We start from the raw sequence: 25,258 nt of genomic DNA on the forward strand, positions 1-25,258 counted from the left end.
ACCGGTATCGGGCCGGGCGCCATGCGCGTCCGGCCGGTATCTAAAGGACGCACATGCCCCAGATTTCCCAGATCGCCGCTACCTATGCCTCGCAGATCTTCTGGCTGCTGATCACCTTCGGCCTGCTGTATTTCGTGGTGGGTCGCGGGATGGTGACGAAGATCGTCGCCACCGTCGACGCGCGCGAGGCGCGGGTCACGGGTGATCTCGCCGCCGCCGAAGCCGCACGGCTTCAGGCGGATGCGACCGAGGAGGCATGGCGCGTCGAGATGGACGCCGCCCGCACCGCTGCCGCCGCCGAAACGGCCGCGGCCAAGGCGCAGGCGGCCAAATCGGCCGAGGTGCAGGTAAAGGCGGCGGATGCCGACCTCGCCGAGCGCGCGGGCCATCACGATCTCGCGATCGCCAACGCCAAGGCGGAGGCGCTCGCCAATCTCGACTCCGTCGCGGCGGAGGCGGCGCAACAGCTCGTCGCCAAGCTGGCGGGTCTCCAGATCACCGCCGATCAGGCGGCGCACGCGGTCCGCGAGGTGAGGGCACATGGCTAATCCGACCGTCAACGGCAGCAGCATCGTCGCCGAGAACCTGACCGACGCCACGCAGGCGACCGGGCTGGCTCCGGTGCCCGTGAAGGAAGGCGACGGCGTTCACGAGACGACCGCCACCACCGAACATCATGCGCCATCGCCCACCGCGCTAGGCTTCGATTCGACCGGCTGGGTCGCGATCGCCGCGCTCGTCGTCGTCGCCATCATGCTGTGGAAGAAGGTCCCGGCGATGATCGGCGGGATGCTCGACGCCCGCATCGCCGCGATCCGCACCCAGCTAGACGAGGCCGCCGCGCTGCGCGCCGACGCCGAGGCGCTTCGTGCCGAGTATGAGGCCAAGGCGAAGTCGGCCCATGCCGATGCCGAACAGATGCGCGAACACGCCCGTGCCGAGGCGCACGGCATCATCGTCAAGGCCAAGGCGGATGCCGAGGCGCTGATGGATCGCCGCGCCAGGATGGCGGAGGACAAGATCGCCGCCGCCGAACGCGCCGCCATCGCCGAAGTCCGGGCCCGCGCCGCTGACGCCGCCGCCCGCGCCGCTGGCCTGCTGATCGCCGAACATCACGACGCCGTCGCCGATCGCACGATGATCGACCGCACCATCGCCGGGCTCGGCCGGCCCAACTGAAATGGGGCCGGACGCGGGGTCCGGCTTTTCCTTTTTCCTCTTCACCTGGCTGTGCATCGCCGGACTCGGCAATCCTGTCGGGATCGCGGTGGGGATCGGTTCGGGGCTGGTGATGCAGCGCTGGTGGACCGCCGGGATGGCCGGGTTCGTCGCCTTGCTAACCGTGGAATCCATACTCGGACATGATTGGTCGGCGGGCCGCGGGGCATTCAACGAATTGACGCTCGGCATGTCGATTGCGGCGGCGATATGGGCAATCGTCGTGCGATCCATCCGGCACGTCACCCGCTCCGATGATCGGCTTTGACCCACCGGATTTGATCGTGGCCCCGGTCACCCTAAATGGGGTGAATGTCGACGCCCACCACCGACCGGTTCAACGAAGAGAAATCCACCTACACGCTGCGCGGATCGGAGACGCCCGATCTGGAGGCCGGCGTGGCGGCGATCCGCAACGTGTTGCAAACCCTGCCGCAACGCTCCGGCGTCTACCGGATGCAGGATGCCCGCGGCGACGTGCTGTACATCGGCAAGGCGCGGTCGCTGAAGCAACGCGTCGCCAACTACACCCAGATCAACGGCCTGCCCAAACGGCTCCAGCGCATGGTGTCGCAGACCCGGTCGATGACGATCGTCACCACCAACAACGAGGCGGAGGCGCTGCTGCTCGAAGCGCAGCTCATCAAGCGGTACCGTCCCGCGTACAACGTGCTGCTGCGCGACGACAAGAGCTTCCCCTTCATCCTGCTGCGCGCCGACAGCGACTTCCCCCGCGTCCAGAAGCATCGCGGCGCCCGCCGCGCGGTCGGCAATTACTACGGCCCGTTCGCCAGTGCCGGCAGCGTCAACAACACGCTCAACGCCCTCCAGAAGCTGTTCCTGCTCCGCTCCTGCACCGATGGTTTCTTCAAGACGCGCGATCGGCCGTGCCTGCTCTACCAGATCAAGCGATGCTCGGCGCCGTGCGTCGGCCGGATCGACAAGGCGGGCTATGCCGAACTGGTCGGCGACGCGAAGGACTTCCTCGCCGGCAAGTCGACGCAGGTGCAGGCCAAGCTGGGCGCGCAGATGCAGGCAGCGGCGGAGAACATGGATTTCGAACTGGCCGCGTTGCTGCGCGATCGGTTGAAGGCGCTCACCTTCGTGCAGGGTACGCAGGCGATCAACGCCGAGGGGGTCGGCGACGCCGATGTCTTCGCGCTGGCGTCGAAGGAGGGGGTGATGGGCGTGCAGGCGTTCTTCATCCGCGGCGGCCAGAACTGGGGACATCGCAGCTTCTTCCCCTCGCACACCGCCGATGTGCCGGAGGATGAGGTGCTGACCAGTTTTCTGACCCAGTTCTACGAGGAGGTGCCGCCCGCCCGCACGATCCTGCTCGACCGCGACCTGCCCGAGGGCGAGTTGCTGGCGCACGCGCTGGGCGAGGCGGCCGGCTACAAGGTCGCCCTGTCGATGCCGCAGCGTGGCGACCGCCGCCGGCTGATGGATCAGGCCAAGCGTAACGCGATCGAGGCGCTGGAACGCCGCCTCGCCGAATCGACCACGCAGGCGAAGCTGCTGCGCGAGGTCGCCGAGCTGTTCGACCTGTCCGAACCACCCGACCGGATCGAGGTCTACGACAACAGTCATATCCAGGGCACCAACGCGCTGGGCGCGATGGTCGTCGCCGGGCCGGAGGGGTTCCGCAAGGGCCAGTACCGCAAGTTCAACATCAAGGGGAACGAGGCGGCGACCGACGATGATTTCGGCATGATGCGCGAGGTGTTCCGCCGCCGCTTCGCCCGCCAGCTGGAGGAGAACCCCGATCGCGACGCCGATACCTGGCCCGATCTCGTCCTGATCGATGGCGGCAAGGGCCAGTTGAACGCCGCGCGGGCGGTGATGGAGGATCTCGGCATCGAGGACGTGACGATGGTCGGCGTCGCCAAGGGGCCGCATCACGGTCGCGACGGGCGCGAGGTGTTCCATATGCTCGACGGGCGGGAGTTCCAGTTGCCGGTCAACGCGCCGGTGCTGTTTTACCTCCAGCGGCTGCGCGACGAGGTCCACCGCTTCGCGATCGGCGCGCATCGGGAAAAACGGGCAAAGGCGATCGGCGCGTCGCCGCTTGACGAGGTGCCCGGCATCGGCCCGGCCCGCAAGAAGGCGCTATTGATGCATTTCGGTACGGGCCGCGCGGTCCGCAACGCCAGCCTCGACGATCTGAAAAAGGCCCCCGGCGTCTCGGCCGGCGTCGCGCAACAGGTGTACGACTTCTATCACGCACGCTGACGTTTTTCCGCGTTGCCCGCGCCCCGGCCCTCGCTACACAGGTGATCGGGGTTTGTTTTCGGGGGGTATCATGCGGCGCTGGCCGATCTTCTTCGTGTTGCTGGCATCGGCTGGGGCGGCTTGGGCCGGCGACACGCCACTTTATGGACCGGTACCCGGCTGGGTGGTGCCCGCGCCGGCGATCGCGACGAACAAGCTGAACGACGCTTCGCCGCAGGTGTTGGTATTCGATAACCAGCAGCGGCTGGAAGGGGATTCGGTCACCGTCTATTTCGATGTCGCGAACCGCGCCACGACGACGCAGGCACTGAACGAGATGGGCACGCTGATGTTGCCCTGGTCCCCCGACAAGGGCGATCTGACGATCCACCGTGTCGAGATCCTGCGCGGCGCCGAGACGATCGACGTCCTCAAATCCGGTGACCGCTTTACCGTGCTGCGCCGCGAGGAGGGCATGGAGCGGATGATGCTGACCGGGCAGCTGACCGCGACGATGGCGGTGAAGGGCCTGCAACTCGGTGATACGCTGCGCGTCGCTTTCTCGATGACGATGAACGAACCCGTGCTGAAAGGGCATGGCCAGGCCGTGGGGATGACCCCGGCCAGCCCGTTCCGCACGCAGTTCGGCCGGTTACGGCTGTTATGGCCGACGGGACGGAAAGTGGCCTGGAAAGGGTATTCCGACGGGATCAAGCCGGTCTTCGCCAAGGTCGGCGGGGATGACGAGATGACGATCCCGTTGCCGCTCGCCAAGCAGCCGGAGGCACCGGGCAACCTGCCCGATCGCTATGCGAAGCCGCCGATCGTCGAGGTGTCCAGCTTCGCCGACTGGCCCGAGGTGTCGCGCACCTTGGCGCCGCTCTATGCAACCGATGGCCTGATCGCCCCCGGCAGCTCGCTCGCGGCCGAGGTGACGAAGCTGAAGGCGGTCGCCGATCCGCTGGCGCGCACCGAACGCGCGCTGGAACTGGTACAGGACAAGATCCGCTACCTCGCGGTTGCGATGGACGGTGGCAACCTGACCCCGCAGACCCCCGCGAAGACGTGGGAACTGCGATATGGCGACTGCAAGGCGAAGACGCTGCTGTTGCTGGCGCTGCTCCACGGCGCGGGTATCGAGGCGGAGGCGGTGACCGCCAGCATGCAGACCCGCGGCTTCGTCGCCGCACGGCTGCCCGGACCGGCGGCGTTCGATCATGTGCTAGTCCGCGCGAGCGTGAACGGCCGCTCGCTGTGGCTGGACGGCACCGGGGCCGGGGCCCGCCTCGCGGATATCGGCGACGTACCTGGTTATGGCCAGGTGCTGCCGCTGCGGGCGGTGGGGGCGGCGTTGATGCCGGTCGCCTATGTCGCCGATCAGCGGCCCCGGCGTAATGTCGCGATCATGCTGGATCAGAGCGCAGGCGTCGATTTCCCAGCGCTGTGGCGCGCCACGGTCACGATCCGCGGCGCGGCGGCGCAGGGGCTGAATGCTGCGGTCGGCCAAGCCGATGCCCGGCAGAAAGCGGCACTGATCCAGTCGGTCGTTTCTGGCGAGCTGGGCGATGTGCAGATGAGCAGCTACGCCATCGCCTATGATCCCGACACCGCGACCGCCACCGTCACCGCCGCAGGGCTGGGGACCACGCGCTGGCAACGCGACGATCGGCGCTGGCGCCAGTCGCTCGACCGCGCGATCGGCTCGATCGCGTTCGCGCCGGATCGATCGCGTGCGGCATGGCGCGACATTCCCGTCGCGACCGGCGTGCCCGACAGCGCGCTGACCCGCACCGTCGTGAAACTGCCCGCCGGCGTCACCGGCTACACGTTGGAGGGTGACCAGACGCTGGCCGGCACGATCGCCGGGCGGCGATTGTCGCGGACGACCGCGATGGCCGGCGACACCGTCACCATTGAGGACCGGGTCGACCTGATCGAACCGGAGATCGCCCCCGCCGCGATCGCCGCGGAGCGCGCGAAGCTGGCGGCGGCGCAGGGCCGGCTGTTGCGGATCGTGGCGCCCGCGACGCTGCCAAGCCGGGTCGAAACGGTGCGCACCGGTCGCAAGGCAGGGCGCTTCACGCCGATCGAAACCGCCTTTGCGCAGGCGATCGCCGCGGCGGCGGATGATCCGGAGGATATGAGCGGCTATGTCAGCCGTGCCAGTTTCCGTGCCGGCATCTATGATTATGCAGGCGCGATCGCCGATGTCAGCAAGGCGATCGCCACGCAGGAGACAGCCGAACTGCTCGGCCGGCGCGCCTGGTATCACGCCGCGCTGGGCGCCCGGGCCAAGGCCGTCGCCGATTATGCCGCCGCCTATGGTCTGGATCCGTCGCAGGAGTTCGCGCTGACCCAGCAAGCCGATCTGATGGCGATGGACGGGGACAGCGTCGGCGCGCTGAAGCTGCTCGACGCACGGATCGATACCGGCGGCGAGGAGCGCTTCAAGGCGATCGCGGAAAAGGCGTTCATCCAGCGAAACGCCGGCGATACCGTCGCCGCCATCGCCACGATCGATGCCGCCGTCGTGGAAAAGCCCGCCGATCCGTATCTGCTCAACATGCGCTGCTGGGTAAAAGGGACGGGCAACCATGCCCTTGATTCGGCGCTGGCCGATTGCACCCGCGCGATCGAACTCGGCAACGGCGCAGGCGCGCTCGACAGCCGCTCGCTGGTGTTCTTCCGGCTTGGCCGACTGGCGGAGGCGCTGGTCGATGCCGATGCCGCCTTGGCGGTCTGGCCCAGTTCACCCGGATCGTTGTTCCTGCGCGGCATCATCAAGGCGAAGATGGGCAAGGCCGCGGCCGCGGCGATCGACCTCGGCGATGCGCGGCTGATCCAGCCCAGCATCGATGCCGAATTCAAACGCTATGGCATCACCGCCTGATCGGCCCCGCAATGCGGCGGCGGTGCGACGATGCACCTGAACGCCCCCGCCATCCTGCTGTCCGCCCGCCCGCATGGCGAGCATGGCAGCATCGTGCGGGCACTGACCCGCGACGATGGCGTGCAGCCCGGTTATGTCCGGGGGGGGCGGTCGAGGCTGCTGCGGCCGGTGTTGCAGGCGGGTAACCGCGTCGTCGGCGAATGGCGCGCGCGCACGGCGGAACAACTGCCCGCGCTGACGCTGGAGCTGACCGAGAGCGCTGCGATGTTGCACGGGGAACCCCTCGCCGCCGCCGCGCTGGACTGGATCACCGCGCTTACCGCCGCCTCCCTGCCCGAGGCGCAGCCCTATCCGCAGTTGTACGACGGGCTGGACGGTGTCCTCGCTGCGCTGCTCGCCGCGCCGGGCGCGCGGGGGTGGTCGGTGGCGGTGGTGCGATACGAACTGCTGTTGCTGGGGCAGCTCGGCTTCGGGCTCGATCTGGATCGCTGCACCGTCACCGGCGCGACCGCCGACCTTGCCTGGGTCAGTCCCCGGAGCGGTGCGGCGGTCAGTGTCGGGGCGGCGAAGGGCTATGAGGAGCGGCTGTTGCCGATGCCCGCGTTTCTGGACGGCGGCGGCGCGATGCCCGGCTGGCCCGATCTGCTCGACGGGCTGCGCCTGACCGGCCATTTCATCGCGCGCGACATCCTGGTCGATCGCGCCGCCGCACCGCTTGCGGCACGCGAGCGACTGGTCGACCGGATCAAGAGAGCGGTTGCGTGACGCCGCCTCGCCCGGCAAGGGCGGCACCATGACCCTGATCGCTATTCTCGCCGGCGACGGCATCGGCCCTGAAGTCACCGCACAGGCGCGTCGCGTGCTGACCGCGCTCGCCCCCGACCTGATGTTCGAGGAGGGGCTGGTCGGCGGTGCCGCCTATCGCGCACAGGGCCACCCGCTGCCGCCCGAGACGCTGGCGCTGGCCAGGCGATCGGACGCGGTGCTGTTCGGCGCGGTCGGTGATCCCGCCTTCGACGCGCTGGAACGGGCGATGCGGCCGGAACAGGCGATTCTGGGCCTGCGCAAGGGGCTGGGCCTGTTCGCCAACCTGCGGCCCGCCAAGCTGTTCGCGGGGCTGGAGGACGCCTCCGCGCTGAAGCCGGAGATCGCGCGGCGCATCGATCTCGTCATCGTCCGCGAACTGACCGGCGACGTCTATTTCGGTGACAAGGGCCGCCGCCTGACCAGCACCGGCCTGCGCGAGGGCCACGACCTGATGCGGTATGACGAGGTGGAGGTCGCCCGCATCGCCCGCGTCGGGTTCGAGACCGCGCGTACCCGTCGTGGCAAGCTGCTGTCGGTGGACAAGGCCAATGTGCTCGAAACCTCGCAAGTGTGGCGCGACGTGGTCAACGAGGTCGCACGCGATTTCCGCGATGTCGAACTCGGCCACATGTATGTCGACAACGCCGCGATGCAGCTGGTGCGCGATCCCGGCCAGTTCGACACGATCGTGACCGGCAATCTGTTCGGTGACATCCTGTCGGATCAGGCGTCGATGTGCGCCGGATCGATCGGGATGCTGCCTTCCGCCGCGTTGGGTAGCGGCACGCTGGGCATGTACGAACCGATCCACGGCTCCGCCCCCGATATCGCCGGGCAGGGCAAGGCGAACCCATGCGCCGCGATCCTGTCGGCGGCGATGCTGCTGCGTCATTCGCTCGCCCGGCCCGAACCCGCCGACCGGATCGAAGCCGCTGTCGCCGCCGCAATCCTCGCCGGCGCCCGCACCGCCGATCTGGGCGGGACGATGTCGACCGAGGCGATGGGCGACGCGATCATGGCGCAACTGGGCTAGGCGTCACGCCCAGCCGGGCAACCACATCCACCGCGTGAACGCGCGCGGGCCGGACAGCGCGGCGGCGGACAGGATCGGGTAGAAGTGGACGAACAGTCCCGCCACCAGCAACAGATACGCCTCGTCCCATCCCGCCACCCGCGCGCGCCAATGGTCGAACGCGACCGCGATCGCGATGCACAGCCAGATGCTGGGTAGATAATAATAATAGAAGAAGCCCAGCGATTTCGGGATGATCGCCCAGATCACGAAGCCCGCGATCCACAGCATCGCCGCCGCGCCCAGCCGAACGTCGCGCGTCCGTAGCCAGCCGATCGCGCATGCCGCCACCGCGAGCAGCCCGCCCCACAGCACCGCCGGATTGCCGATCATCAGCACCCCGCGCTGCGCACCGTCGACAGGTTCGTACAGATACCAGATCGGCCGCAGGTCGAGCGGCCAGCTCCACCATGACGACTGATAGGTATGCGCCGGCAGCACCTGCGTCTGCTGTCCGTACATATAGAGCTGGAACGGCAGGATCGTCGCCAGCGTCAGTGGCTCGTGCGTATAGAAGAACGCCGGCGCGAAGGTGGCGAAATAGGTCGCGACGCTCACCCCGCCCAGCAGCAGCAGCGCCGGGATCGTCGCCATCCCCCGCCATCGGTCGGGGCGCCCGCGCTTCAGCAGGATCAGCGCGATGCCGGCGAACGCGACATAGGGCGCCGCCGTCCACTTGCACCCCGTCGCCAGCCCCAGCAGCACCGCGCCCGCGATCCATCGCCGCCGCACCTGCGCGGGGCGACCGTGCATCGCCCATAACAGGCATGCCGCCCCCGTCACGACGAACGCCGCCATATACCCGTCGAGCATCGCGATCCGTGCCTGCACGAAGACGGTGAAGCCCAGCAGCGCGCACAGCGCCCCCGTCACCGCCGGCCGCAATCGCCGCGTACCCAGCCACAGCAGCGCGAACACGCCCGTCACCACCGCGGTCGCCGCCAGGGTCGAGAACAGACGCCAGCCCAGCGCATTGTCGCCGAACAGCGCGATCCCGCCTGCGATCAGCATCTTGGCGAACAGCGGGTGTTCGACGTTCGCCGGCCCGTCCAGCGCCAGCAGCCGCCGCGCGGCGGGCACGTAATGGATCTCGTCGAACATCAGGATGCCGGGCACGGTCAGCCGCCACAGGAACAGGATCTGCGCCACGATCGCGATCGACAGCGCGACGGGCAGCGGGCGGCGGAGAAAGGCGAGCATCGGCCCGCGTTGTCGCCGCTCCGTCCGCCGCTGGCAAGCGACCCCGGCCCGCCGGCCAGCACCCCGGCCCGCTTGCAACAGACCCCCGCAGGGGGCAAAGCGCGGGGCATGAAGCGCAAGACCGGCCAGGACCGCACCATCACCTCCACCTGGAAGCCCGCGACGCAGGCGATCCGTGGCGGCACCGCCCGTTCCGAATGGGGCGAAACGTCGGAGGCGTTGTTCCTCACCTCCGGCTATGCCTATGACTGTGCGGGCGATGCCGCCGCGCGCTTCGCGGGCGAACAGGCGGGTATGACCTATTCCCGGCTCCAGAACCCCACCGTGCAGATGCTGGAGGAACGCATCGCCCTGCTCGAAGGGGCGGAGGCATGCCGGACGATGGCGAGCGGCATGGCGGCGATGACCGCGGCGCTGCTGTGCCAGTTGCAGGCGGGGGACCATCTGGTCGGCGGGCGCGCCGCCTTCGGGTCGTGCCGCTGGCTGACCGATACGCTGCTGCCCAAGTTCGGGATCGCCACCACCGTCGTCGATGCCCGCGATCCGCAGGCGTTCGTCGATGCGCTGAAGCCCGAAACCAAGGTCTTCTTCTTCGAAACCCCCGCCAATCCGACGATGGACGTGGTCGATCTGGCGGCGGTTTGCGCGATCGCGCGCGAACGCGGCATCGTGACCGTGGTCGACAACGCCTTCGCCACCCCCGCGCTGCAACGCCCGATGGATTTCGGCGCGGACGTGGTCGCCTATTCCGCCACCAAGATGATGGACGGGCAGGGGCGGGTGCTCGCCGGTGCGGTGTGCGGATCGCAGGACTGGATCGACAACACGCTGCTGCCCTTCACCCGCAACACCGGGCCGACGTTGTCGCCGTTCAATGCGTGGGTGGTGCTGAAGGGGCTGGAGACGCTGGACCTGCGCATCCGCCGCCAGTCAGAGAATGCGGTGAAGGTCGGCACCTTCCTCGAAGGCCGCGTGCCGCGGGTGATCCACCCCGGCCTGCCCAGCCACCCGCAGCACGAACTGGCGATGCGTCAGATGGCCGCCGCCGGGGCGATCTTCGCACTGGAACTGGATGGCGGCCGCGAACAGGCGCATGGCCTGCTTGACGGGCTGGAACTGGTCGATATCTCGAACAACATCGGCGATTCGCGCTCGCTGATGACGCACCCCGCCTCCACCACCCATGCCGGCGTCAGCGCCGAGGTGCGTGAGACGATGGGCATCGGCGAGGGGATGCTGCGCCTGAACGTCGGGCTGGAAGACCCGGACGACGTGATCGCCGATCTCGATCAGGCGCTGCGCCGGGTCGGCCTTTGATGAAGGCGCTGTTCCCCCACGCGGCGACCACGCACGGGGTGACGGTGCGCGTCTCGGTCAGCTACCTGCCCGAACAGTCGGAGCCGGCGCGTGGCCGCTGGTTCTGGGCCTATCATATCCGGCTGGAGAATGAGGGCACGCAGGCGGTGCAGCTGCTTACCCGGCACTGGGTCATCACCGACGGGCGCGGCGCGCGCCATTCGGTGGAGGGTGAGGGCGTGGTTGGCGAACAGCCGCTGATCGAGCCGGGCGGCAGCTTCGATTACGTGTCGGGTTGTCCCCTCTCCACGCCGACCGGCGCGATGCAGGGCAGCTACCGGATGATCGCGGCGGATGGCGAAACCTTCGACGCGGACATCCCCCGTTTCCCGCTCCACGCACCGGCGGTGACGTCATGAAACGGACCCATCTGCCGCTGAACGGCCTGCGCGTGCTCGATGCCGCCGCACGCCATCTGTCCTTCACCCGCGCCGCCGACGAACTCGCCGTCACCCCGGCTGCGGTGGGCCAGCAGATTCGCGCGCTGGAGGATACGCTGGGCGTTGTCCTGTTCCGCCGCACCACCCGTGGCCTCGAACTGACGCCGGAGGGCGAGGCGGGCCTTGCGCCGCTTCGCGACGGGTTCCTCCAGTTCGAGGAAGCGGTGCGCGCGATGCAGGCGGGTCAGTCGTCCAAGTCGCTGACCATCGCCGCCCCGCGCGATCTGACCGAGAAATGGTTGATGCCCCGCCTTGCGAAGATCGCGGCGGCGGACGGCGAACTCCGCTTCGTGTTGCTCGGCACCGAGGAAGGGGTCGATTTCACTCAGGCCAATCTCGACCTCGCGATCCGCTGGGGCGAGGGGCCGGGCGAGCATGAGGGCGAGGCGCTGGAATCGGATGGCATGGTGACGGTCGCCGCCCCCGGCGATCCATCGCCCGCGACGATCGTCTGGGTTGGTGGCCCCGCCACCGACATCACACCGGATATCATTACCGTCCGCGTCGCCGATGCCGGCCTCGCGCTTGATGCCGCCGCCGCCGGCCTGGGCCGTGCCACGGTGCCCGAACTGCTGGCCGCCACCGACCTCGCCACCGGCCGCGTCATCGCGATCGGCGATCCGCTGCCGTCACGACAAGGTTACTGGCTGGTCGCGCCGACCCCCCAATGGCGGCAGAAGAAGGTACGGCTGCTGGTCGAGGCGCTGGCGGGATAACGATATATTGGCCTGGTCAGGGGCACCGGCCCTCCGGGAGGTGCCAGCGCAGTGGCGGGCGGCGTTCATAGTCCTGTGGTTCGGGACAGAGCATATAGCCGCGCTCGGCCACCATCGACGACACCACAGTGCGCCCGATCGGCGATGCCGCCATCGCCATGACGAGACCCGCCGCGGCGATACCCAGCATGATGGTGGCTGCCCGCCATGTCTTCGCTGCCGCCTCCCGCTGTCGACGATCGCGCGTCCGCTCCTGCGGCACCGGCATCAGGCACATGGCGGCAAAGGCGAACATCGATATCGCGATGGGCAGGGGGATCAAGTCGGATGGCCGGAACGACACCAGCCGTGCGCCGTCGCTTAGCGATCGGAAGAACGGCATTACCCCACTGAGTCCCAGCCAGAGGGCAAGACATCCGGCCGCCGCGAACGCCCCGGCGACCGCCAGCACTTTCCATCGCATCGCTGGGGCCAGATCGCCGCGGATCACCAGAGTTGCGCCAGCGCGCCGCGTACCTGATCGCCTTTTCGCGCGACGCGTTCGGCCAGCCAGTCGATGTTGCGGTCCAGATCATGGACGAACTGGCTGCGTGCGAGTTGCTGATACCGAGCCTCCGCCTCGTCGCCCAATGCGTCCCAGACTTCCGCCAGACGGGCCAGACCGGCGTCATATGCCCGGCCAAGTTTGTCGGCGAGGCTGAACCGGTTGTCGATCGCGCTCAGCGCCATTCCAGCCAATACGCCCACCGCAAAGGCCACGAGCATCGGGCCGAGCGCGAACGATCCGATGACCAGTGCCGTCCCCATCGCGGTGCCCGCAAAGGCCGAACCCGCCGCCGCACCGATCGCGGAGGCGAGAATCACCCCGGGGATATCCACCGTCAGCGCCCCCAGCAGGCTGCCCAACGTCGCCTTGTCGCGCAGCACATAATCGGCGATGTCCACGGCGACGACCAGCCACAGCCCGAACTTGGCGGAATCCTTTGCTGCGGCGCGAAGGCCCGGCTTGCCGATCTGCAATTCGATCATCTTGGGATGATCGACGCGATATCGGGTGCCGGTAATGAGCTTGCGGCCACGCGGCCAGCCCTTGAAGGTGACCAGTACATGGCCTGCCGGGGTCTTGGCGAACGAAACCCTTGCCCCTTTCCATGAGGCGAAGTCCCGGGCGATCTTGTAGACCAGCTTGCCGCTGCCGGCGGCATCCTTGATCGGGCTGATCCAGTTCTTCGCGCCGCTACCGGCATCGCGGATCAGTTGATCCGCCTCCGCCGGTGTCATCTCGCGCCGGGTAACCTTTTCATCGGCCCATAGGCGCAACATGTTCCTTTCGTCGACGACGAGCGCGCGGTCGCGGATCGGGGCGGGTGTGCCGGACCGCGGTCTGGCCGAACGTACAGGTTTGGAGCCGGTTGGGGCGGGACGGGACGAACGCGGTTTCCATGCGGAATTGGTCGATGCAGGCAATGTCCGGCCCTTTCGAACAGCGTTGATTATTCAGCGCAATCATGTCGCATCGTTCGAAACGATGCGCAATCGTGTGGTCAGGTTCCTCAGTTCTTCAGCCGCCACCCGCGCCGCAGCAGCGTGTAGCACAGCAGGCCCAGCACCACGTCGATCGCCAGCACGACGATCGCACCGGACCACACCGGCGAATCGGCCACGCCGAGGAAGCCGTAGCGGAACCCGGAGATGATGTAGAAGAACGGGTTGGCATGGCTGATCGCACGCCACACCGGCGCCAGCGAATCGACCGAATAGAAGGTGCCCGACAGCAGCGACAGCGGCGCGACGACGAAGTTGGTCACGGCGGCGGCATGGTCGAATTTCTCCGCCCAGATCGAGGTCAGGACGCCGAGCAGCGCGAGGAACGCCGATCCGCCGATCCCGAACCACAGGATCGCCAGCGGCGCATGCGGGGTCACATGCACGCCCGGCCACAACGCCATTGCCAGCGATACCGCGCAACCGACCAGCACCGCCCGCGTCACCGCGCCGCCGACCAGGGCCGCCAACAGTTCGGCGGTCGACAGCGGCGGCATCAGATAATCGACGATGGTGCCCTGTATCTTGCCGACCAGCAGCGAGAAGCTGGCATTGGCGAACGCGTTCTGCAGCATCCCCATCACGATCAGCCCCGGCGCGATGAAATCGGCAAACGGTATCTCCATCCCGCCGACCCACACCGCATGGCGCCCGCCCAGCGCGACGGAAAATATCACGAGGAACAACAAGGTCGTGATCGCCGGCGCCCAGATCGTCTGGAGCTGGACCTTGAAGAACCGGCGCACCTCCTTGATATAGAGCGTGCGTAGGCCGCCCCAGTTGATGCTCCGGATGACGGGCACGCCCGGGGCATTCCGAACCAAGGATTGAATTTCGCCGATTGGGGGCTGGCTGCTCATGGCCCGAGCGGTTACTCGCTGCCGCTGCCGCCCGCAACCGGCCGTATTGCGAAGGAACGACCAATGTCCTGGACCGACGAGCGTATCCAGACGCTCAAGACGATGTGGGAAGGTGGGCAGACCGCCAGCCAGATCGCCGAAGCGCTTGGCGAGGTCAGCCGTAATGCGGTGATCGGCAAGGCGCACCGCTTGGGGCTGCAGGCACGCCCCTCGCCGGTGAAGAGCCATAGCGAGGCTACGGTCGTCGCCGATCCGGCGCCTGCTCTGGCTCCCGTGCCGGTCGTGGCTGCGCCCGAACCCGTCACGATCGTGCCTGAGCCTGTCGTGGCTGCCGCCCCGTCGCCTCCGGCGCCCCCCGCGCCTGAACCGGCCCCTGTGCCGGTAGAGGCGGAAAGCGACGACGAGGAAGAGGAGGAGGTTGCCGCGGCGCCTGCTCCCGCGCGTCCGCCCCAGCCGATCCTGCGCTCCGTCGGTCCCGGTGGCTTCCTGCGTCAGGCGCCCGGCGAGCAGCAGCCGCCGATCGCGCCCGCCCCGCCGCGCCGGCTGGTCCCTGCCAAGCCGTCGGCGGAAATCGCCGGCAAGACCGGGCTGCTCGATCTGAACGATCGCATCTGCAAATGGCCGCTCGGTCATCCTGGCGAGCCGGATTTCCACTTTTGCGGCGACAAGGTGAACCCCGGCTTCCCCTATTGCGTCGATCATTGCGGCCACGCCTATCAGGCACAGCTGCCCCGTCGTGATCGTCGCCCACCGCCGCCGCTGCCGTTCGGCGGCCCGCGCGTCCGCTAAGGTCGGAACGGGAAGTGTGCCGATCGGATCAATCGACCGGTTGACCCGGTCGGCGCACTGCCGGTATCAGGCGCTTCGGGCGGTCCCGGTGGGCCGCCTTTTCTCGTTGTAAGGAAGCCGCGATGTCCACGCCCGCGCTCATGCCCGTCTACCCACGGTGCGGGGTGCGTCCGGTGCGAGGCGAGGGGGCATACCTGTTCGGCGAGGATGGCGAGCGCTATCTCGATTTCGCCAGCGGCATCGCGGTCAACGCGCTGGGCCATGGCCATCCCGCGCTGGTGAAGGCGATCGCCGATCAGGCGGCGACGCTGATGCACGTGTCGAACCTGTACGGCAGCCCGCAGGGCGAGGCGCTGGCGCAGCGGCTGGTCGATGCGACCTTCGCCGACACGGTGTTCTTCACCAATTCGGGCGCGGAAGCGGTGGAATGCGCGATCAAGACCGCGCGCCGGTTCCACCATGCGGAGGGCAATCCGCAGCGCCACGACCTGATCTGTTTCAACAACGCGTTCCATGGTCGCACGCTCGGCACTATCTCCGCCACCAATCAGGCGAAGATGCGCGACGGATTCGAACCGCTGCTGCCGGGATTCAAATATGCCGATTTCAACGATCTGGACGGCGCGCTCGCGCTGATCGACGACAACACCGCCGGTTTCCTGGTAGAGCCGATCCAGGGCGAGGGCGGGTTGATGACCGGCACCGACGAATTTCTGAAGGGATTGCGGGCCGCCTGTGACCAGCACGGCCTGTTGCTGGTGCTGGACGAGGTGCAGTGCGGCTATGGCCGGACCGGCAAGTTCTTCGCACATGAACTCTACGGCATCGTGCCCGACATCATGGCGGTGGCGAAGGGGATCGGCGGCGGCTTCCCGCTCGGTGCCTGTCTGGCGACGGAGCATGCCGCCAAGGGCATGGTGTTCGGCACCCATGGCTCCACCTATGGCGGCAATCCGCTGGCGATGGCGGCAGGGACGGCGGTGCTGGACGTGATGCAGGGCGAGGGCTTCCTCGATCACGTCGCCGCGATGGGCGAGCGGCTGCGGTCGTCGCTGGAGCAGATGATTCCCAACCACGACCATCTGTTCCACGAGGTGCGCGGACGCGGGCTGATGCTGGGGCTGAAGCTGAAGAGCGACAGCCGCCGCTTCGTCGCACATTGCCGCGACAACCACGGGCTGCTGACGGTGGCGGCGGGCGACAATGTCGTCCGCATCCTGCCGCCGCTGGTGATCGACGAGAGCCATATCGCCGAATTCACCCAGAAGCTAAGCGAGGCGGCACGGGTGTACGTGCCGGTCGCCGACGATTGACGACGATCCTCCCCGGCACGGGGAGGGAAACCATGCGATGCATGGTGGAGGGGGACCGAAGATGCGCCATTTCCTGAACCTGTCGGATGCCGGAGCGGACGGGATCGCCGCGATGCTGGCCGATGCGATCGACCGCAAGGCGGCGCGCGCCGGCTGGGCAAAGGGCCGGGTCGATGCCGATGCCCCGCTTGCCGGCCACGCGCTGGCGATGGTGTTCGAGAAGAATTCGACCCGCACCCGCGTGTCGTTCGACATGGCGATCCGCCAGCTTGGCGGCAGTTCGATCGTGATGGACGCCGGCACGATGCAGTTGGGGCGCGGCGAGAGCGTGGCGGATACCGCACGGGTGCTGTCGGGCTATGCCGATGCGATCATGATCCGCACCGACGATCACGCCAAGGTGGAGGAGATGGCGCATTACGCCTCCGTCCCCGTCATCAACGGCCTGACCGATGCATCGCATCCCTGCCAGATCATGGCCGACCTGCTGACCATCATCGAAGCCGGCAAGCCGCTGCCCGGCCTGAAGGTGGCATGGCTGGGCGACGGCAACAACGTCCTCGCCTCGATCGTCGAGGCGGCGGCCCTGATGAAGTTCGACGTGATCGCCGCCTGTCCGCAGGGGTTCGCGCCGGAAGAAGAGGCGATCGTCGCCGCCTCCGGCCGCGCCCGCGTCGTCGCCGACCCGCGCGAGGCGGCGGAGGGCGCCGACATCATCGTCACCGATACGTGGATATCCATGGGACAGGCCCATGCCGACACCAAGCTGGCCGCGCTCGGCCCCTATCAGGTCACGCCCGACCTGATGGCACTGGCCAAGCCCGATGCGAAGTTCCTCCACTGCCTGCCCGCCCACCGGGGCGAGGAAGTGGCGACCGCGGTGATCGATGGCCCGCAGTCGCTGATCTGGCAGGAGGCGGAAAACCGGCTCCACGCGCAGAAATCGGTGCTGCGCTGGTGCTTCGGTCAGATCGGTTGAGGTCGGCGGGCGTCGTTCCCATATCCGTCGTCCCGGCGGTCGCCGGGATCTCCTTTCCCTCCGCGCCTGCGCGGGTATTGAGGCTCCGGCACCAGCCGGGGTGACGGACCGGCATGAACGACCCTGACACCATCATCGATCTGGACCGTGCGCTCGGTTTCACGATTCCCGCCCGCAGCGCGCGGGGCCGCATCGTGCGTGTCGGCCCGGCACTCGATGCGATCCTGTCCGCCCATGCCTATCCTCCCGCGATCGAGGCGCTGCTGGCGGAGGCGCTGACGCTGTGCGCGCTGATGGGATCGACGCTGAAGGACGAGGCGGGGCAGCTGACCATCCAGACCCGCACCGAATCGGGCGTCGTCGAACTGCTGGTGTGCGACTATCGCGGCGGCGAGCTGCGTGGCTATGTCCAGTACGACGCGGACCGGCTGGCCGAGGCGCCGGAAAACCCGACGCTGTTCGCGCTGTTCGGCAAGGGATATCTCGCGATCACCTTCGACCTCGCCACCACCGGCGAACGCTATCAGGGCATCGTGCCGCTCGACGGCGATCGGCTGGCGGAGGCGGCGCAGAGCTATTTCGTCCAGTCCGAGCAGATACCGACGCTGGTGCGGGTCGGCCTGGGCCGGGATGCCGAGGGCCGTCGGGTTGCGGGTGGGCTGTTGCTGCAGCATCTGCCCGAAGGCGAGGTGGGACGGGAACGGCTGCACACCCGACTCGACCATCCCGAATGGGAGCATGTCGCCGCGTTGGGCAACACGATGGGGGCGGACGAACTGGCCGATCCCGCATTGCCGCTGGAGACATTAGTGTGGCGGCTGTTCAACGAGGAAAGCGAGGTGCGCGTGCTGGGCGCTACCCCGCTGTCGCGTGGCTGTCGCTGCACGCCCGAACACATCATGGGCGTGCTCGCCAAGTTCCCGATCGAGGACCGGCGCGAGATGGCGGACGAGGCGGGGGTGATCGCGGTCGATTGCGCCTTCTGCTCGACCAAGTTTCCGGTGCTGGCCGAAGACCTCACCCCGGTTCGTTAACCATTTCTTCACCGCTGCGCGGGTAGAGGGGATGTGTGCCGTCGTTCAGCACGTTTTCTCCCCTTCGATGGGTTACCCCCATCAACCTTCGGGCCGTGCGGTATCGCGCGGCCCTTTCTTTTTGGCCGTGTCTGGCGTAGCAGCCGGGGGATCATGACCACTTCGTCCTTTGCGGTGGCGCTCGTTTCGGGCGGCCTCGACTCGATGGTGTCCGCCGCGCTCGCGCGGGAGGCGGGCTACCGGCTGCTCGCGCTGTCGATCGATTATAATCAGCGGCATCGCGTCGAACTGGCGGCGGCGCGGCGCATCGCGCACGAACTGGGTGCGGAACGCCATGTCGTGTTGCCGATGGATCTGTCCGCGTTCGGTGGATCGGCGCTGACCGACGATATCGCGGTACCCAAGGACGGGGCCGGCACCGACAATGCCGGCGGCATCCCGGTCACCTATGTCCCGGCGCGTAACACGATCTTCCTCAGTCTCGCGCTGGGATGGGCGGAGGCGGCGGGCGCCCGCGACCTGTTCATCGGGGTCAATGCGCTCGACTATTCGGGCTATCCCGACTGCCGCCCCGAATTCATCGCCGCGTTCGAGGGGTTGGCCGAGATCGCGACGAAGGCCGGGGTGGAGGGCGAACCCTTCCGCATCCGTGCGCCGCTCCAGCACATGACCAAGGCCGATATCGTCCGCGAGGGCGCACGGCTCGGGCTGGACATGGGGCTTAGCTGGTCGTGCTATGATCCGGCACCGGGTGGCCTGCACTGCGGCCTGTGCGACAGTTGCCGGCTGCGGTCCAAGGGGTTCGACGACGCCGGCGTGGCCGATCCTACCCGCTACGCCGCGCACGCCTGACGCGATGAGCTATGCCGTCAAGGAGATGTTCCTGACCCTGCAGGGGGAGGGGGTCCATGCCGGTCGCCGGGCGGTATTCGTGCGGTTCGCCGGCTGCAACCTGTGGTCGGGGCGCGAGCAGGATCGCGCGACCGCCGTGTGCCGGTTCTGCGATACCGATTTCGTCGGCACCGATGGTGCGGGCGGTGGCAAGTTCGCCGATGCGGCCATGCTGGTCGCTGCGGTCGAGGAATTCTGGGGCCCGGACCGCGCCCGCCGCTTCGTCGTGCTCACGGGGGGCGAGCCGATGTTGCAGGTCGACGACGCGCTGGTCGATGCGCTGCACGCCGCCGGGTTCGTCATCGCGATCGAGAGCAACGGCACGCTGCCGACGCATCCCGGTATCGACTGGGTCTGCATCAGCCCCAAGGCGGGCAGCGAGGTGGTACAGCGCCGTGGCAGCGAACTGAAACTGGTCTGGCCGCAGGCGGGGATCGATCCGGTGCCGCTGGAGGACTGGGCGTTCGACCACCATCTGCTCCAGCCGCTCGACGACCCACGCGCCGCAGCCAATCAGCAGGCATGCATCGATCTGGTGCTGGCGCGGCCGGCATGGCGGCTGTCGTTGCAAGCGCACAAGACGCTGGGGCTGCGGTAGGGCAATTGCACCGTCCGTTCTGTTTGAATCGGCCTGACGTGAAACCTACTCTTGCGTCATTGCGAGCGTAGCGAAGCAATCCAGGGCGTCACGCGCCGGGTTCTGGATTGCTTCGCTACGCTCGCAACGACGGGGTAGCGGGGGGCAAGCCAATGTTATCAGCCCGGCTCAGGGTAAACGGATCACGCGAAACGTCACGCATCCAGCGCCTCTTCATCCAGCCGCGCCGCATTCTCCTGGATGAACGCGAACCGGTGCGCCGGATTGGTGCCCATCAGCCGGTCGACCAGATCCTTCACCCCTGCGCGTTCTTCATATTCCTGCGGCAGGGTGATCCGGATCATCGATCGGCTGGCGGGGTCCATCGTGGTTTCGCGCAACTGCATCGGGTTCATTTCGCCCAGCCCCTTGAAGCGTGCGACCTCCACCTTCTTGCCCTTGAAGGCGGTGCGCTCCAGTTCCGCGCGATGGGCGTCGTCACGCGCATAGCGCGATTTGGCGCCCGCCGTGAGGCGATAGAGCGGTGGTTGTGCCAGATACAGATGCCCGCGCCGGACCAGATCGGGCATCTCCTGAAAGAAGAACGTCATCAGCAGCGTCGCGATATGCGCGCCGTCGACATCGGCGTCGGTCATGATGACGACACGCTCGTAACGGAGATTGTCCGCCACGCAGTCCTTGCGCGTGCCGCAGCCCAGCGCCTGGATCAGGTCGGCGATCTCCTGATTGGCGACGATCTTGGCGCTGGTGGCCGATGCGACGTTCAGGATCTTGCCACGGATCGGCAGGATCGCCTGCGTCTTGCGATCACGCGCCTGCTTTGCCGAACCGCCGGCCGAATCACCCTCGACGATGAACAGTTCGGTGCCGGCGGGGTCGTTGGCGGAGCAGTCGGTCAGCTTGCCCGGCAGGCGCAGCTTGCGCGCCGAAGTCGCGGTCTTGCGCTTGACGTCGCGTTCCGCCTTGCGCCGCAATCGCTCGTCCATCCGGTCGAGCACATAACCGAGCAGCGCCTTGCCCCGGTCCATGTTGTGGCCGAGCCAATGATCGAAATGGTCGCGCATCGCCCGTTCGACGAGACCGGCGGCCTCCGGGCTGGTCAGCCGGTCCTTGGTCTGGCTCTGGAACTGCGGCTCGCGGATGAAGACGGACAGCATCAGTTCGCTGCCGACCATCAGGTCGTCGGCGGTGATGTCCTTCGCCTTCTTCTGGTTCACCAGTTCGCCGAAATGGCGCAGCCCCCGGACCAGCGCCTGCCGCAGCCCCTGTTCATGCGTGCCGCCATCGGGGGTAGGGATGGTGTTGCAATACCAGCTGAAGCTGCCGTCGCTCCACACCGGCCACGCCACCGCCCATTCGACCCGACCCTGTTCGCCGGGGAAATCCTGCGACCCGGCAAAGAAATCCGCAGTCGCGCATTCGCGGTCGCCCAGCTGCTCGCGCAGATGATCGGCCAGGCCGCCGGGAAACTGGAACACCGCCTCGGCCGGAATATCGGTGCCCGCGACCAGATCAGGCGAACACCGCCAGCGGATTTCGACGCCCGCGAACAGATACGCTTTCGATCGCGCGAGCTTGTAGAGCCGCGCCGGCTTGAACCCCAGTTCGGGGCCGAAGATTTCAGTATCCGGGGTAAAGGCGATCGACGTACCCCGCCGGTTCGGCGCGGCGCCGACCTGTTCCAGCGGCCCCAGCGTCTGCCCGCGCGCGAATCGCTGCCGATAGAGCAGCCGGTCGCGCGCGACCTCGACCACCGTGTCCGACGACAGGGCATTGACCACCGACACGCCGACGCCGTGCAGACCGCCCGAGGTGGCATAGGCCTTGCCCGAAAACTTGCCGCCCGAATGAAGCGTCGACAGGATCACCTCCAGCGCCGACTTGTCGGGAAACTTGGGGTGCGGGTCGACCGGGATGCCGCGACCATTGTCGACGATCGTCAGACGGTTGCCGGGTTCCAGCATCACCTCGATCCGGGTGGCATGGCCCGCCACCGCCTCGTCCATCGCATTGTCGAGCACCTCGGCGGCGAGGTGATGAAGCGCGCGTTCGTCGGTGCCGCCGACATACATGCCCGGGCGGCGGCGGACCGGTTCCAGCCCCTCCAGTACCTCGATCGAGGAGGCGTCGTAACTCTCCGGAACAGGCGGGGCCGCGAACAGATCCTTGGACATAGGAAGAACATAGGCCGACAATCGTCGCGTTACCAGCGCCGGTCCGGCATTCCAGATGTTGCGTGCATGCAACAGTCGTCATCAACCTGCATCGCCAGTGGATATCTCTCCCGACCCGGCCGTTCCTGTAGTTCCCTTCAAAATTCCGGAGCCTTCATGTTCAAACTCTCCGCCGGCCTCGTCGGTCTGGCTTCCGTCGCGATGATCGCCTCGCCCGCCTTCGCGCAGGAAACGACCGAAGATCGTCCCTTCTCGGGCATCTATGTCGGTGCGGCAGGCGGTTACGATGTGCAGCCCAATGACGTCGGGTCGAGCGTCCTGTTCGATCGCAACCTTGACGGCCGCTTCGGCGACACCGTGCTGTCGGGCAATCCGGCAGGCAACGCGTTCGGCGCCGGCGGCTTCTGCAACGGTCGTGCGGTCAACACCGCCGCGGGCACCGCGACGGCGGGTCGCGGCCCGCAGAACGGTGGTCTGGGCTGCCGCAACGACAAGGATGGCTGGGCCTATTACGGTCGGGTCGGTTTCGACACACAGCGCGGCAACATCGTGGTCGGTGCGGTTGGCGAGTTCGGCAAGACCGAGATCAACGACAGCGTCAGCGCCTTCTCCGGCACCCCCGCCAATTACGTCATGACCCGCAGCGTGAAGTGGGAATCATCGATCCGTGGCCGCGCCGGCTACGCGGCCGACACGACGCTGTTCTACGGTACGTTCGGTGCAGGCTATGCCCGGATCGATCGCTCGTTCTCGTCGTCGCAGAGCACCAACACCTTCACCGGTCGCGGCGATCGCAACCAGTGGGGCATCCTGGGTGGCGGCGGCATCGAGCAGAAGCTCGGTCGCAACTTCTCGGTGGGCATGGAATACATGTACCACCAGTATCAGGACAATGATTACCGCGTCCGCGTCGCCGGTCCGGCTGGTACCCCGTTCACCAACGCCACTAATGGCGGCACGGCGACGGGTACCGATCTGCGTCGTAGCGACGACAAGTTCCGCTGGCACAGCCTGCGCGCCACGGCGGCGTTCCGCTTCTGAACGAAAACGGGGTGCGACGACCGTCGCACCCCGCCGATATCCCATCATGCCGGCGGACGATCGATCGTCCGCCGGCATGATGCTGTCAGGTGATCTTACTGCGACGCCATCGCCGAATTGCCCGACGGCGGCCATGCGATCGTACCGCACTTCTTGACCTGCCACTCCGCCTTCTTGTTGAAGCAGATCGCGTCGAGCCGGGGCACGGTGACGGCATTGTAGCCGATATATCGGGCGAACCGCTGTTCGCCGTACGGGATCAGGCTGTTGCGCAATTCGCGCATCCGCGACTGCGCGATCGTCGCCAGTTCGCCACGCGGTGCGAACAATACGTCACGCCCGATCGAATGGGCGGTCCGGCAGAAACCATATTGCGACGCGACCGTCGCGAAACTGGAATAGGTGCGCGTTCCGAACCGGTCGAGCGTCGCCTGCCCTTCCTTGGGGGTCTTGGCGGTACGGATGAAATATTTGCTCAGCCGATCCCAGCTCGTCTTCAATTCGTCCTTATGGTCGAGCAGCATCGCGTTGTAGTTGCCCACCGCCAGCAGGGTCGGTTCGAACTGACACTGCAACGCCGCGACGTTGAGCGCGGAACGCATCGTCCACACCAGCGCCGCCTTGGTCTCGTCCGCCGTAGCGCCGGGCAGGGCCTCGGACAGGGGCATGGTCGTCGCCGCCGGCCCGGTGCCCGCATAATCATAATTCTGAAGGAAAAACTGCGCGGATGCGGGGGATGCCGCCATCCCCGCCATCATCACGCTTCCTGCGAAAGCTGCACGCCACCCCGTCATCACGTCACCGGCTCCCCGAAATTCATATCGGCGGAACTAAAGCATTTCCACGAGTTGCACACGGGGTTTCGCGAGGGATGGAAGACCAACCGTTGATCGGATGCGGCCAACCGTCCGTCGCAGGCGCAACGATCACATAACGGAGGCAAGGGCGGCCGATCCCAACGAAAAGGGCCGCCCGGTTGCCCGGGCGGCCCTGATCCATCACGTAATCCCGAAGGAATTACATCATGTTGTTGGTCATCATGGTGTCGTTCGACATCATCGTGTCGTTCGCCATCATGGTGTCGTTGGCCATCATGCCACCGTTCATGGTGCCGTCGACGGCAGTCATGTTGTCGGTCATCGTGTCCATGCCCTCAGCGGAGTTCATGTCGGTGACCATGGTGTTGTCGGTCGTCGTCTCGGTCTTGGGACCGCAGGCCGCAACGGCGAGTGCCGCGCTGGCGATCATCGAACCGGTCAGAATCTTGGAGATGAGTGCACGCATTGGAAGCTCCCTAGATAGCGGATTTGGTTGGCTTGCTCGCCGTTAACACCCAAATCGACGTAGACATTAAACGGATAACCCACACCCCTCAAGTGCCGTTTTGCCGGTTACAAGAAAGACTTTCGAGAAACCCTCGACGGGTCAACGCGAGCGCGGCGTCGAAAGTTTCCATGTCCGTGCCGTGATTTAGCGCCGCGAGGCTGGTCACCGGATAGTCCGGTAACCCGCATGGCACGATCCCGCCGAAATGGGACATATCCGGCGCGACGTTGACCGAGAAGCCGTGCAGCGTCACCCAGCGCCGTACCCGAACGCCGATCGCGCCGATCTTGGCTTCCCGTCCGGCGGCGTCATGCGTCCATATTCCGACGCGGCCGGGTGCGCGGAACGATGACAGTCCGACCTGTTCCAGCGCCGCGATCACCCATCCCTCCAGCGCATGGACGAAGCAGCGCACGTCACGACCGCGCATGTTAAGATCGAGCATCGTATAGCCGACCCGCTGCCCCGGACCGTGATAGGTGTAGCGTCCGCCCCGCCCGGCGGGCACCACGGGAAAACGCGGATCGACCAGTTCCGCCGGATCGGCACTGGTGCCGGCGGTGTAGACGGACGGATGTTCGAGCAGCCAGATCAACTCGTCCGCCTGCCGCGCGGCGATCGCGGTCGCGCGTGCCTCCATCGCCGCCAATGCCTCGTCATAAGGGGTCAGGCCGGGCGACAGGCGCCATTCGGGCATGATGCCGTCAGCAACGGGGGAGGGGGCGGCAGGGGATCGGGGCATGGTCACATACCTCATCTGGCGGCTTGGCTTCGCACGTGCAACCTGATGCCGGGTGA

Annotated in this window: 25 protein-coding genes; 17 read left to right on the forward strand and 8 right to left on the reverse strand. The window is 67.2% G+C overall.

Annotation, left to right across the window (positions count from 1 at the left end; genetic code table 11):
- The first annotated feature begins 53 nt into the window (after window positions 1-53).
- The 7 genes from ABD719_RS04485 (at window position 54) to leuB (ending at window position 8,159) form a co-directional block, all read left to right on the forward strand.
- Window positions 54-548, forward strand: coding sequence for a F0F1 ATP synthase subunit B family protein (locus ABD719_RS04485; protein ID WP_344692185.1), 495 nt, complete (start codon window positions 54-56; stop codon window positions 546-548).
- Window positions 541-1,179: a F0F1 ATP synthase subunit B gene (locus tag ABD719_RS04490; RefSeq protein WP_344692186.1), complete on the forward strand. Its 639-nt coding sequence runs from the start codon at window positions 541-543 to the stop codon at window positions 1,177-1,179. The genes ABD719_RS04485 and ABD719_RS04490 overlap by 8 nt, the downstream gene beginning before the upstream one ends.
- A gap of 112 nt (window positions 1,180-1,291) precedes the next feature.
- The gene (locus ABD719_RS04495; protein ID WP_344692187.1) at window positions 1,292-1,486 is read left to right on the forward strand and encodes a hypothetical protein; all 195 of its coding nucleotides are present in this window, start codon (window positions 1,292-1,294) and stop codon (window positions 1,484-1,486) included.
- 44 nt (window positions 1,487-1,530) lie between these two features.
- Window positions 1,531-3,450 (forward strand): excinuclease ABC subunit UvrC, encoded by a 1,920-nt coding sequence (gene uvrC, locus ABD719_RS04500; RefSeq protein WP_344692188.1) that lies wholly within the window; start codon window positions 1,531-1,533, stop codon window positions 3,448-3,450.
- A 70-nt stretch (window positions 3,451-3,520) separates the two neighbouring features.
- Window positions 3,521-6,319 (forward strand): DUF3857 domain-containing protein, encoded by a 2,799-nt coding sequence (locus tag ABD719_RS04505; RefSeq protein ID WP_344692189.1) that lies wholly within the window; start codon window positions 3,521-3,523, stop codon window positions 6,317-6,319.
- A gap of 30 nt (window positions 6,320-6,349) precedes the next feature.
- Window positions 6,350-7,084, forward strand: a complete 735-nt coding sequence (recO, locus tag ABD719_RS04510) for a DNA repair protein RecO (protein ID WP_344692191.1) — start codon at window positions 6,350-6,352, stop codon at window positions 7,082-7,084.
- Between the two features lie 28 nt (window positions 7,085-7,112).
- Window positions 7,113-8,159, forward strand: a complete 1,047-nt coding sequence (gene leuB / locus ABD719_RS04515; protein WP_344692574.1) for a 3-isopropylmalate dehydrogenase — start codon at window positions 7,113-7,115, stop codon at window positions 8,157-8,159.
- Window positions 8,160-8,162: 3 nt separating this feature from the next.
- On the opposite strand, the gene ABD719_RS04520 is transcribed toward leuB, so the two are convergent.
- Window positions 8,163-9,398, reverse strand: a complete 1,236-nt coding sequence (locus tag ABD719_RS04520; protein WP_344692192.1) for a phospholipid carrier-dependent glycosyltransferase — start codon at window positions 9,396-9,398, stop codon at window positions 8,163-8,165.
- Window positions 9,399-9,506: 108 nt separating this feature from the next.
- On the opposite strand from ABD719_RS04520, the gene ABD719_RS04525 reads away from it, so the two are divergent.
- Genes ABD719_RS04525 through ABD719_RS04535 form a run of 3 tightly spaced genes read left to right on the forward strand, consistent with a single transcriptional unit; the run spans window position 9,507 to window position 11,910 of the window.
- Window positions 9,507-10,715 carry a trans-sulfuration enzyme family protein gene (locus ABD719_RS04525; protein WP_344692193.1) on the forward strand — a complete coding sequence of 403 codons (1,209 nt, stop codon included), beginning with the start codon at window positions 9,507-9,509 and terminating at the stop codon, window positions 10,713-10,715.
- Window positions 10,715-11,113 carry a Co2+/Mg2+ efflux protein ApaG gene (gene apaG, locus ABD719_RS04530; RefSeq protein WP_192125400.1) on the forward strand — a complete coding sequence of 133 codons (399 nt, stop codon included), beginning with the start codon at window positions 10,715-10,717 and terminating at the stop codon, window positions 11,111-11,113. Before ABD719_RS04525 ends, apaG begins: the two co-directional genes overlap by 1 nt.
- Complete coding sequence (locus tag ABD719_RS04535) at window positions 11,110-11,910, forward strand: LysR family transcriptional regulator (RefSeq protein ID WP_344692194.1); 801 nt, start codon at window positions 11,110-11,112, stop codon at window positions 11,908-11,910. Before apaG ends, ABD719_RS04535 begins: the two co-directional genes overlap by 4 nt.
- Window positions 11,911-11,926: 16 nt before the next feature.
- On the opposite strand, the gene ABD719_RS04540 is transcribed toward ABD719_RS04535, so the two are convergent.
- From ABD719_RS04540 to ABD719_RS04550, 3 genes are all read right to left on the reverse strand, one after another.
- Complete coding sequence (locus ABD719_RS04540) at window positions 11,927-12,400, reverse strand: hypothetical protein (protein WP_344692195.1); 474 nt, start codon at window positions 12,398-12,400, stop codon at window positions 11,927-11,929.
- Window positions 12,397-13,233, reverse strand: a complete 837-nt coding sequence (locus ABD719_RS04545) for a hypothetical protein (protein ID WP_344692197.1) — start codon at window positions 13,231-13,233, stop codon at window positions 12,397-12,399. Before ABD719_RS04545 ends, ABD719_RS04540 begins: the two co-directional genes overlap by 4 nt.
- A gap of 230 nt (window positions 13,234-13,463) precedes the next feature.
- Complete coding sequence (locus ABD719_RS04550; RefSeq protein ID WP_344692198.1) at window positions 13,464-14,315, reverse strand: ABC transporter permease; 852 nt, start codon at window positions 14,313-14,315, stop codon at window positions 13,464-13,466.
- Window positions 14,316-14,378: 63 nt separating this feature from the next.
- On the opposite strand from ABD719_RS04550, the gene ABD719_RS04555 reads away from it, so the two are divergent.
- From ABD719_RS04555 to queE, 6 genes are all read left to right on the forward strand, one after another.
- A complete protein-coding gene (locus tag ABD719_RS04555) occupies window positions 14,379-15,104 on the forward strand; it encodes a GcrA family cell cycle regulator (RefSeq protein ID WP_344692200.1) in 726 nt (241 codons plus the stop codon).
- Window positions 15,105-15,226: 122 nt separating this feature from the next.
- A complete protein-coding gene (locus tag ABD719_RS04560; protein ID WP_344692202.1) occupies window positions 15,227-16,417 on the forward strand; it encodes an aspartate aminotransferase family protein in 1,191 nt (396 codons plus the stop codon).
- A gap of 61 nt (window positions 16,418-16,478) precedes the next feature.
- Window positions 16,479-17,396 (forward strand): ornithine carbamoyltransferase, encoded by a 918-nt coding sequence (gene argF, locus ABD719_RS04565; protein WP_344692204.1) that lies wholly within the window; start codon window positions 16,479-16,481, stop codon window positions 17,394-17,396.
- Window positions 17,397-17,509: 113 nt separating this feature from the next.
- Window positions 17,510-18,430 carry an Hsp33 family molecular chaperone HslO gene (hslO, locus tag ABD719_RS04570; protein ID WP_344692205.1) on the forward strand — a complete coding sequence of 307 codons (921 nt, stop codon included), beginning with the start codon at window positions 17,510-17,512 and terminating at the stop codon, window positions 18,428-18,430.
- 153 nt (window positions 18,431-18,583) lie between these two features.
- Window positions 18,584-19,282, forward strand: coding sequence for a 7-cyano-7-deazaguanine synthase QueC (gene queC, locus ABD719_RS04575; protein WP_344692206.1), 699 nt, complete (start codon window positions 18,584-18,586; stop codon window positions 19,280-19,282).
- A 4-nt stretch (window positions 19,283-19,286) separates the two neighbouring features.
- A complete protein-coding gene (gene queE, locus ABD719_RS04580) occupies window positions 19,287-19,919 on the forward strand; it encodes a 7-carboxy-7-deazaguanine synthase (RefSeq protein WP_344692207.1) in 633 nt (210 codons plus the stop codon).
- Between the two features lie 194 nt (window positions 19,920-20,113).
- Here queE and parE read toward each other — a convergent pair whose 3' ends face one another.
- Entirely contained in the window at window positions 20,114-22,093 is a 1,980-nt protein-coding gene (gene parE / locus ABD719_RS04585; protein WP_344692208.1) for a DNA topoisomerase IV subunit B, read from the reverse strand.
- 156 nt (window positions 22,094-22,249) lie between these two features.
- On the opposite strand from parE, the gene ABD719_RS04590 reads away from it, so the two are divergent.
- Window positions 22,250-23,134, forward strand: coding sequence for an outer membrane protein (locus ABD719_RS04590; protein ID WP_344692209.1), 885 nt, complete (start codon window positions 22,250-22,252; stop codon window positions 23,132-23,134).
- Between the two features lie 95 nt (window positions 23,135-23,229).
- Here the strand turns inward: ABD719_RS04590 and ABD719_RS04595 are convergent, their stop codons facing one another.
- The 3 genes from ABD719_RS04595 to lipB all read right to left on the reverse strand — a co-directional run bounded on the left by ABD719_RS04595 (window position 23,230) and on the right by lipB (window position 25,202).
- Window positions 23,230-23,892, reverse strand: a complete 663-nt coding sequence (locus ABD719_RS04595) for a hypothetical protein (RefSeq protein WP_344692210.1) — start codon at window positions 23,890-23,892, stop codon at window positions 23,230-23,232.
- A gap of 259 nt (window positions 23,893-24,151) precedes the next feature.
- A complete protein-coding gene (locus tag ABD719_RS04600) occupies window positions 24,152-24,418 on the reverse strand; it encodes a hypothetical protein (protein WP_192125413.1) in 267 nt (88 codons plus the stop codon).
- An 88-nt stretch (window positions 24,419-24,506) separates the two neighbouring features.
- Window positions 24,507-25,202: a lipoyl(octanoyl) transferase LipB gene (gene lipB / locus ABD719_RS04605; protein WP_344692211.1), complete on the reverse strand. Its 696-nt coding sequence runs from the start codon at window positions 25,200-25,202 to the stop codon at window positions 24,507-24,509.
- Window positions 25,203-25,258 lie beyond the last annotated feature (56 nt).

Origin of the sequence: Sphingomonas cynarae, assembly GCF_039537815.1 — a bacterium.
Taxonomy (GTDB): domain Bacteria; phylum Pseudomonadota; class Alphaproteobacteria; order Sphingomonadales; family Sphingomonadaceae; genus Sphingomonas; species Sphingomonas cynarae.

What these genes read in the sequence shown, in the direction of transcription:
- recO (WP_344692191.1), top strand. Translation starts at nt 6,350, where the DNA reads ATGCACCTGAACGCCCCCGCCATCCTGCTGTCCGCCCGCCCGCATGGC.
- ABD719_RS04505 (WP_344692189.1), top strand. Translation starts at nt 3,521, where the DNA reads ATGCGGCGCTGGCCGATCTTCTTCGTGTTGCTGGCATCGGCTGGGGCG.
- ABD719_RS04485 (WP_344692185.1), top strand. Translation starts at nt 54, where the DNA reads ATGCCCCAGATTTCCCAGATCGCCGCTACCTATGCCTCGCAGATCTTC.
- leuB (WP_344692574.1), top strand. Translation starts at nt 7,113, where the DNA reads ATGACCCTGATCGCTATTCTCGCCGGCGACGGCATCGGCCCTGAAGTC.
- ABD719_RS04490 (WP_344692186.1), top strand. Translation starts at nt 541, where the DNA reads ATGGCTAATCCGACCGTCAACGGCAGCAGCATCGTCGCCGAGAACCTG.
- argF (WP_344692204.1), top strand. Translation starts at nt 16,479, where the DNA reads ATGCGCCATTTCCTGAACCTGTCGGATGCCGGAGCGGACGGGATCGCC.
- ABD719_RS04545 (WP_344692197.1), bottom strand. Translation starts at nt 13,233, where the DNA reads ATGTTGCGCCTATGGGCCGATGAAAAGGTTACCCGGCGCGAGATGACA.
- ABD719_RS04550 (WP_344692198.1), bottom strand. Translation starts at nt 14,315, where the DNA reads ATGAGCAGCCAGCCCCCAATCGGCGAAATTCAATCCTTGGTTCGGAAT.
- uvrC (WP_344692188.1), top strand. Translation starts at nt 1,531, where the DNA reads ATGTCGACGCCCACCACCGACCGGTTCAACGAAGAGAAATCCACCTAC.
- ABD719_RS04600 (WP_192125413.1), bottom strand. Translation starts at nt 24,418, where the DNA reads ATGCGTGCACTCATCTCCAAGATTCTGACCGGTTCGATGATCGCCAGC.
- ABD719_RS04495 (WP_344692187.1), top strand. Translation starts at nt 1,292, where the DNA reads ATGCAGCGCTGGTGGACCGCCGGGATGGCCGGGTTCGTCGCCTTGCTA.
- ABD719_RS04595 (WP_344692210.1), bottom strand. Translation starts at nt 23,892, where the DNA reads ATGATGGCGGGGATGGCGGCATCCCCCGCATCCGCGCAGTTTTTCCTT.
- ABD719_RS04535 (WP_344692194.1), top strand. Translation starts at nt 11,110, where the DNA reads ATGAAACGGACCCATCTGCCGCTGAACGGCCTGCGCGTGCTCGATGCC.
- apaG (WP_192125400.1), top strand. Translation starts at nt 10,715, where the DNA reads ATGAAGGCGCTGTTCCCCCACGCGGCGACCACGCACGGGGTGACGGTG.
- hslO (WP_344692205.1), top strand. Translation starts at nt 17,510, where the DNA reads ATGAACGACCCTGACACCATCATCGATCTGGACCGTGCGCTCGGTTTC.
- lipB (WP_344692211.1), bottom strand. Translation starts at nt 25,202, where the DNA reads ATGCCCCGATCCCCTGCCGCCCCCTCCCCCGTTGCTGACGGCATCATG.
- parE (WP_344692208.1), bottom strand. Translation starts at nt 22,093, where the DNA reads ATGTCCAAGGATCTGTTCGCGGCCCCGCCTGTTCCGGAGAGTTACGAC.
- ABD719_RS04560 (WP_344692202.1), top strand. Translation starts at nt 15,227, where the DNA reads ATGTCCACGCCCGCGCTCATGCCCGTCTACCCACGGTGCGGGGTGCGT.
- ABD719_RS04520 (WP_344692192.1), bottom strand. Translation starts at nt 9,398, where the DNA reads ATGCTCGCCTTTCTCCGCCGCCCGCTGCCCGTCGCGCTGTCGATCGCG.
- ABD719_RS04525 (WP_344692193.1), top strand. Translation starts at nt 9,507, where the DNA reads ATGAAGCGCAAGACCGGCCAGGACCGCACCATCACCTCCACCTGGAAG.
- ABD719_RS04555 (WP_344692200.1), top strand. Translation starts at nt 14,379, where the DNA reads ATGTCCTGGACCGACGAGCGTATCCAGACGCTCAAGACGATGTGGGAA.
- queE (WP_344692207.1), top strand. Translation starts at nt 19,287, where the DNA reads ATGAGCTATGCCGTCAAGGAGATGTTCCTGACCCTGCAGGGGGAGGGG.
- queC (WP_344692206.1), top strand. Translation starts at nt 18,584, where the DNA reads ATGACCACTTCGTCCTTTGCGGTGGCGCTCGTTTCGGGCGGCCTCGAC.
- ABD719_RS04590 (WP_344692209.1), top strand. Translation starts at nt 22,250, where the DNA reads ATGTTCAAACTCTCCGCCGGCCTCGTCGGTCTGGCTTCCGTCGCGATG.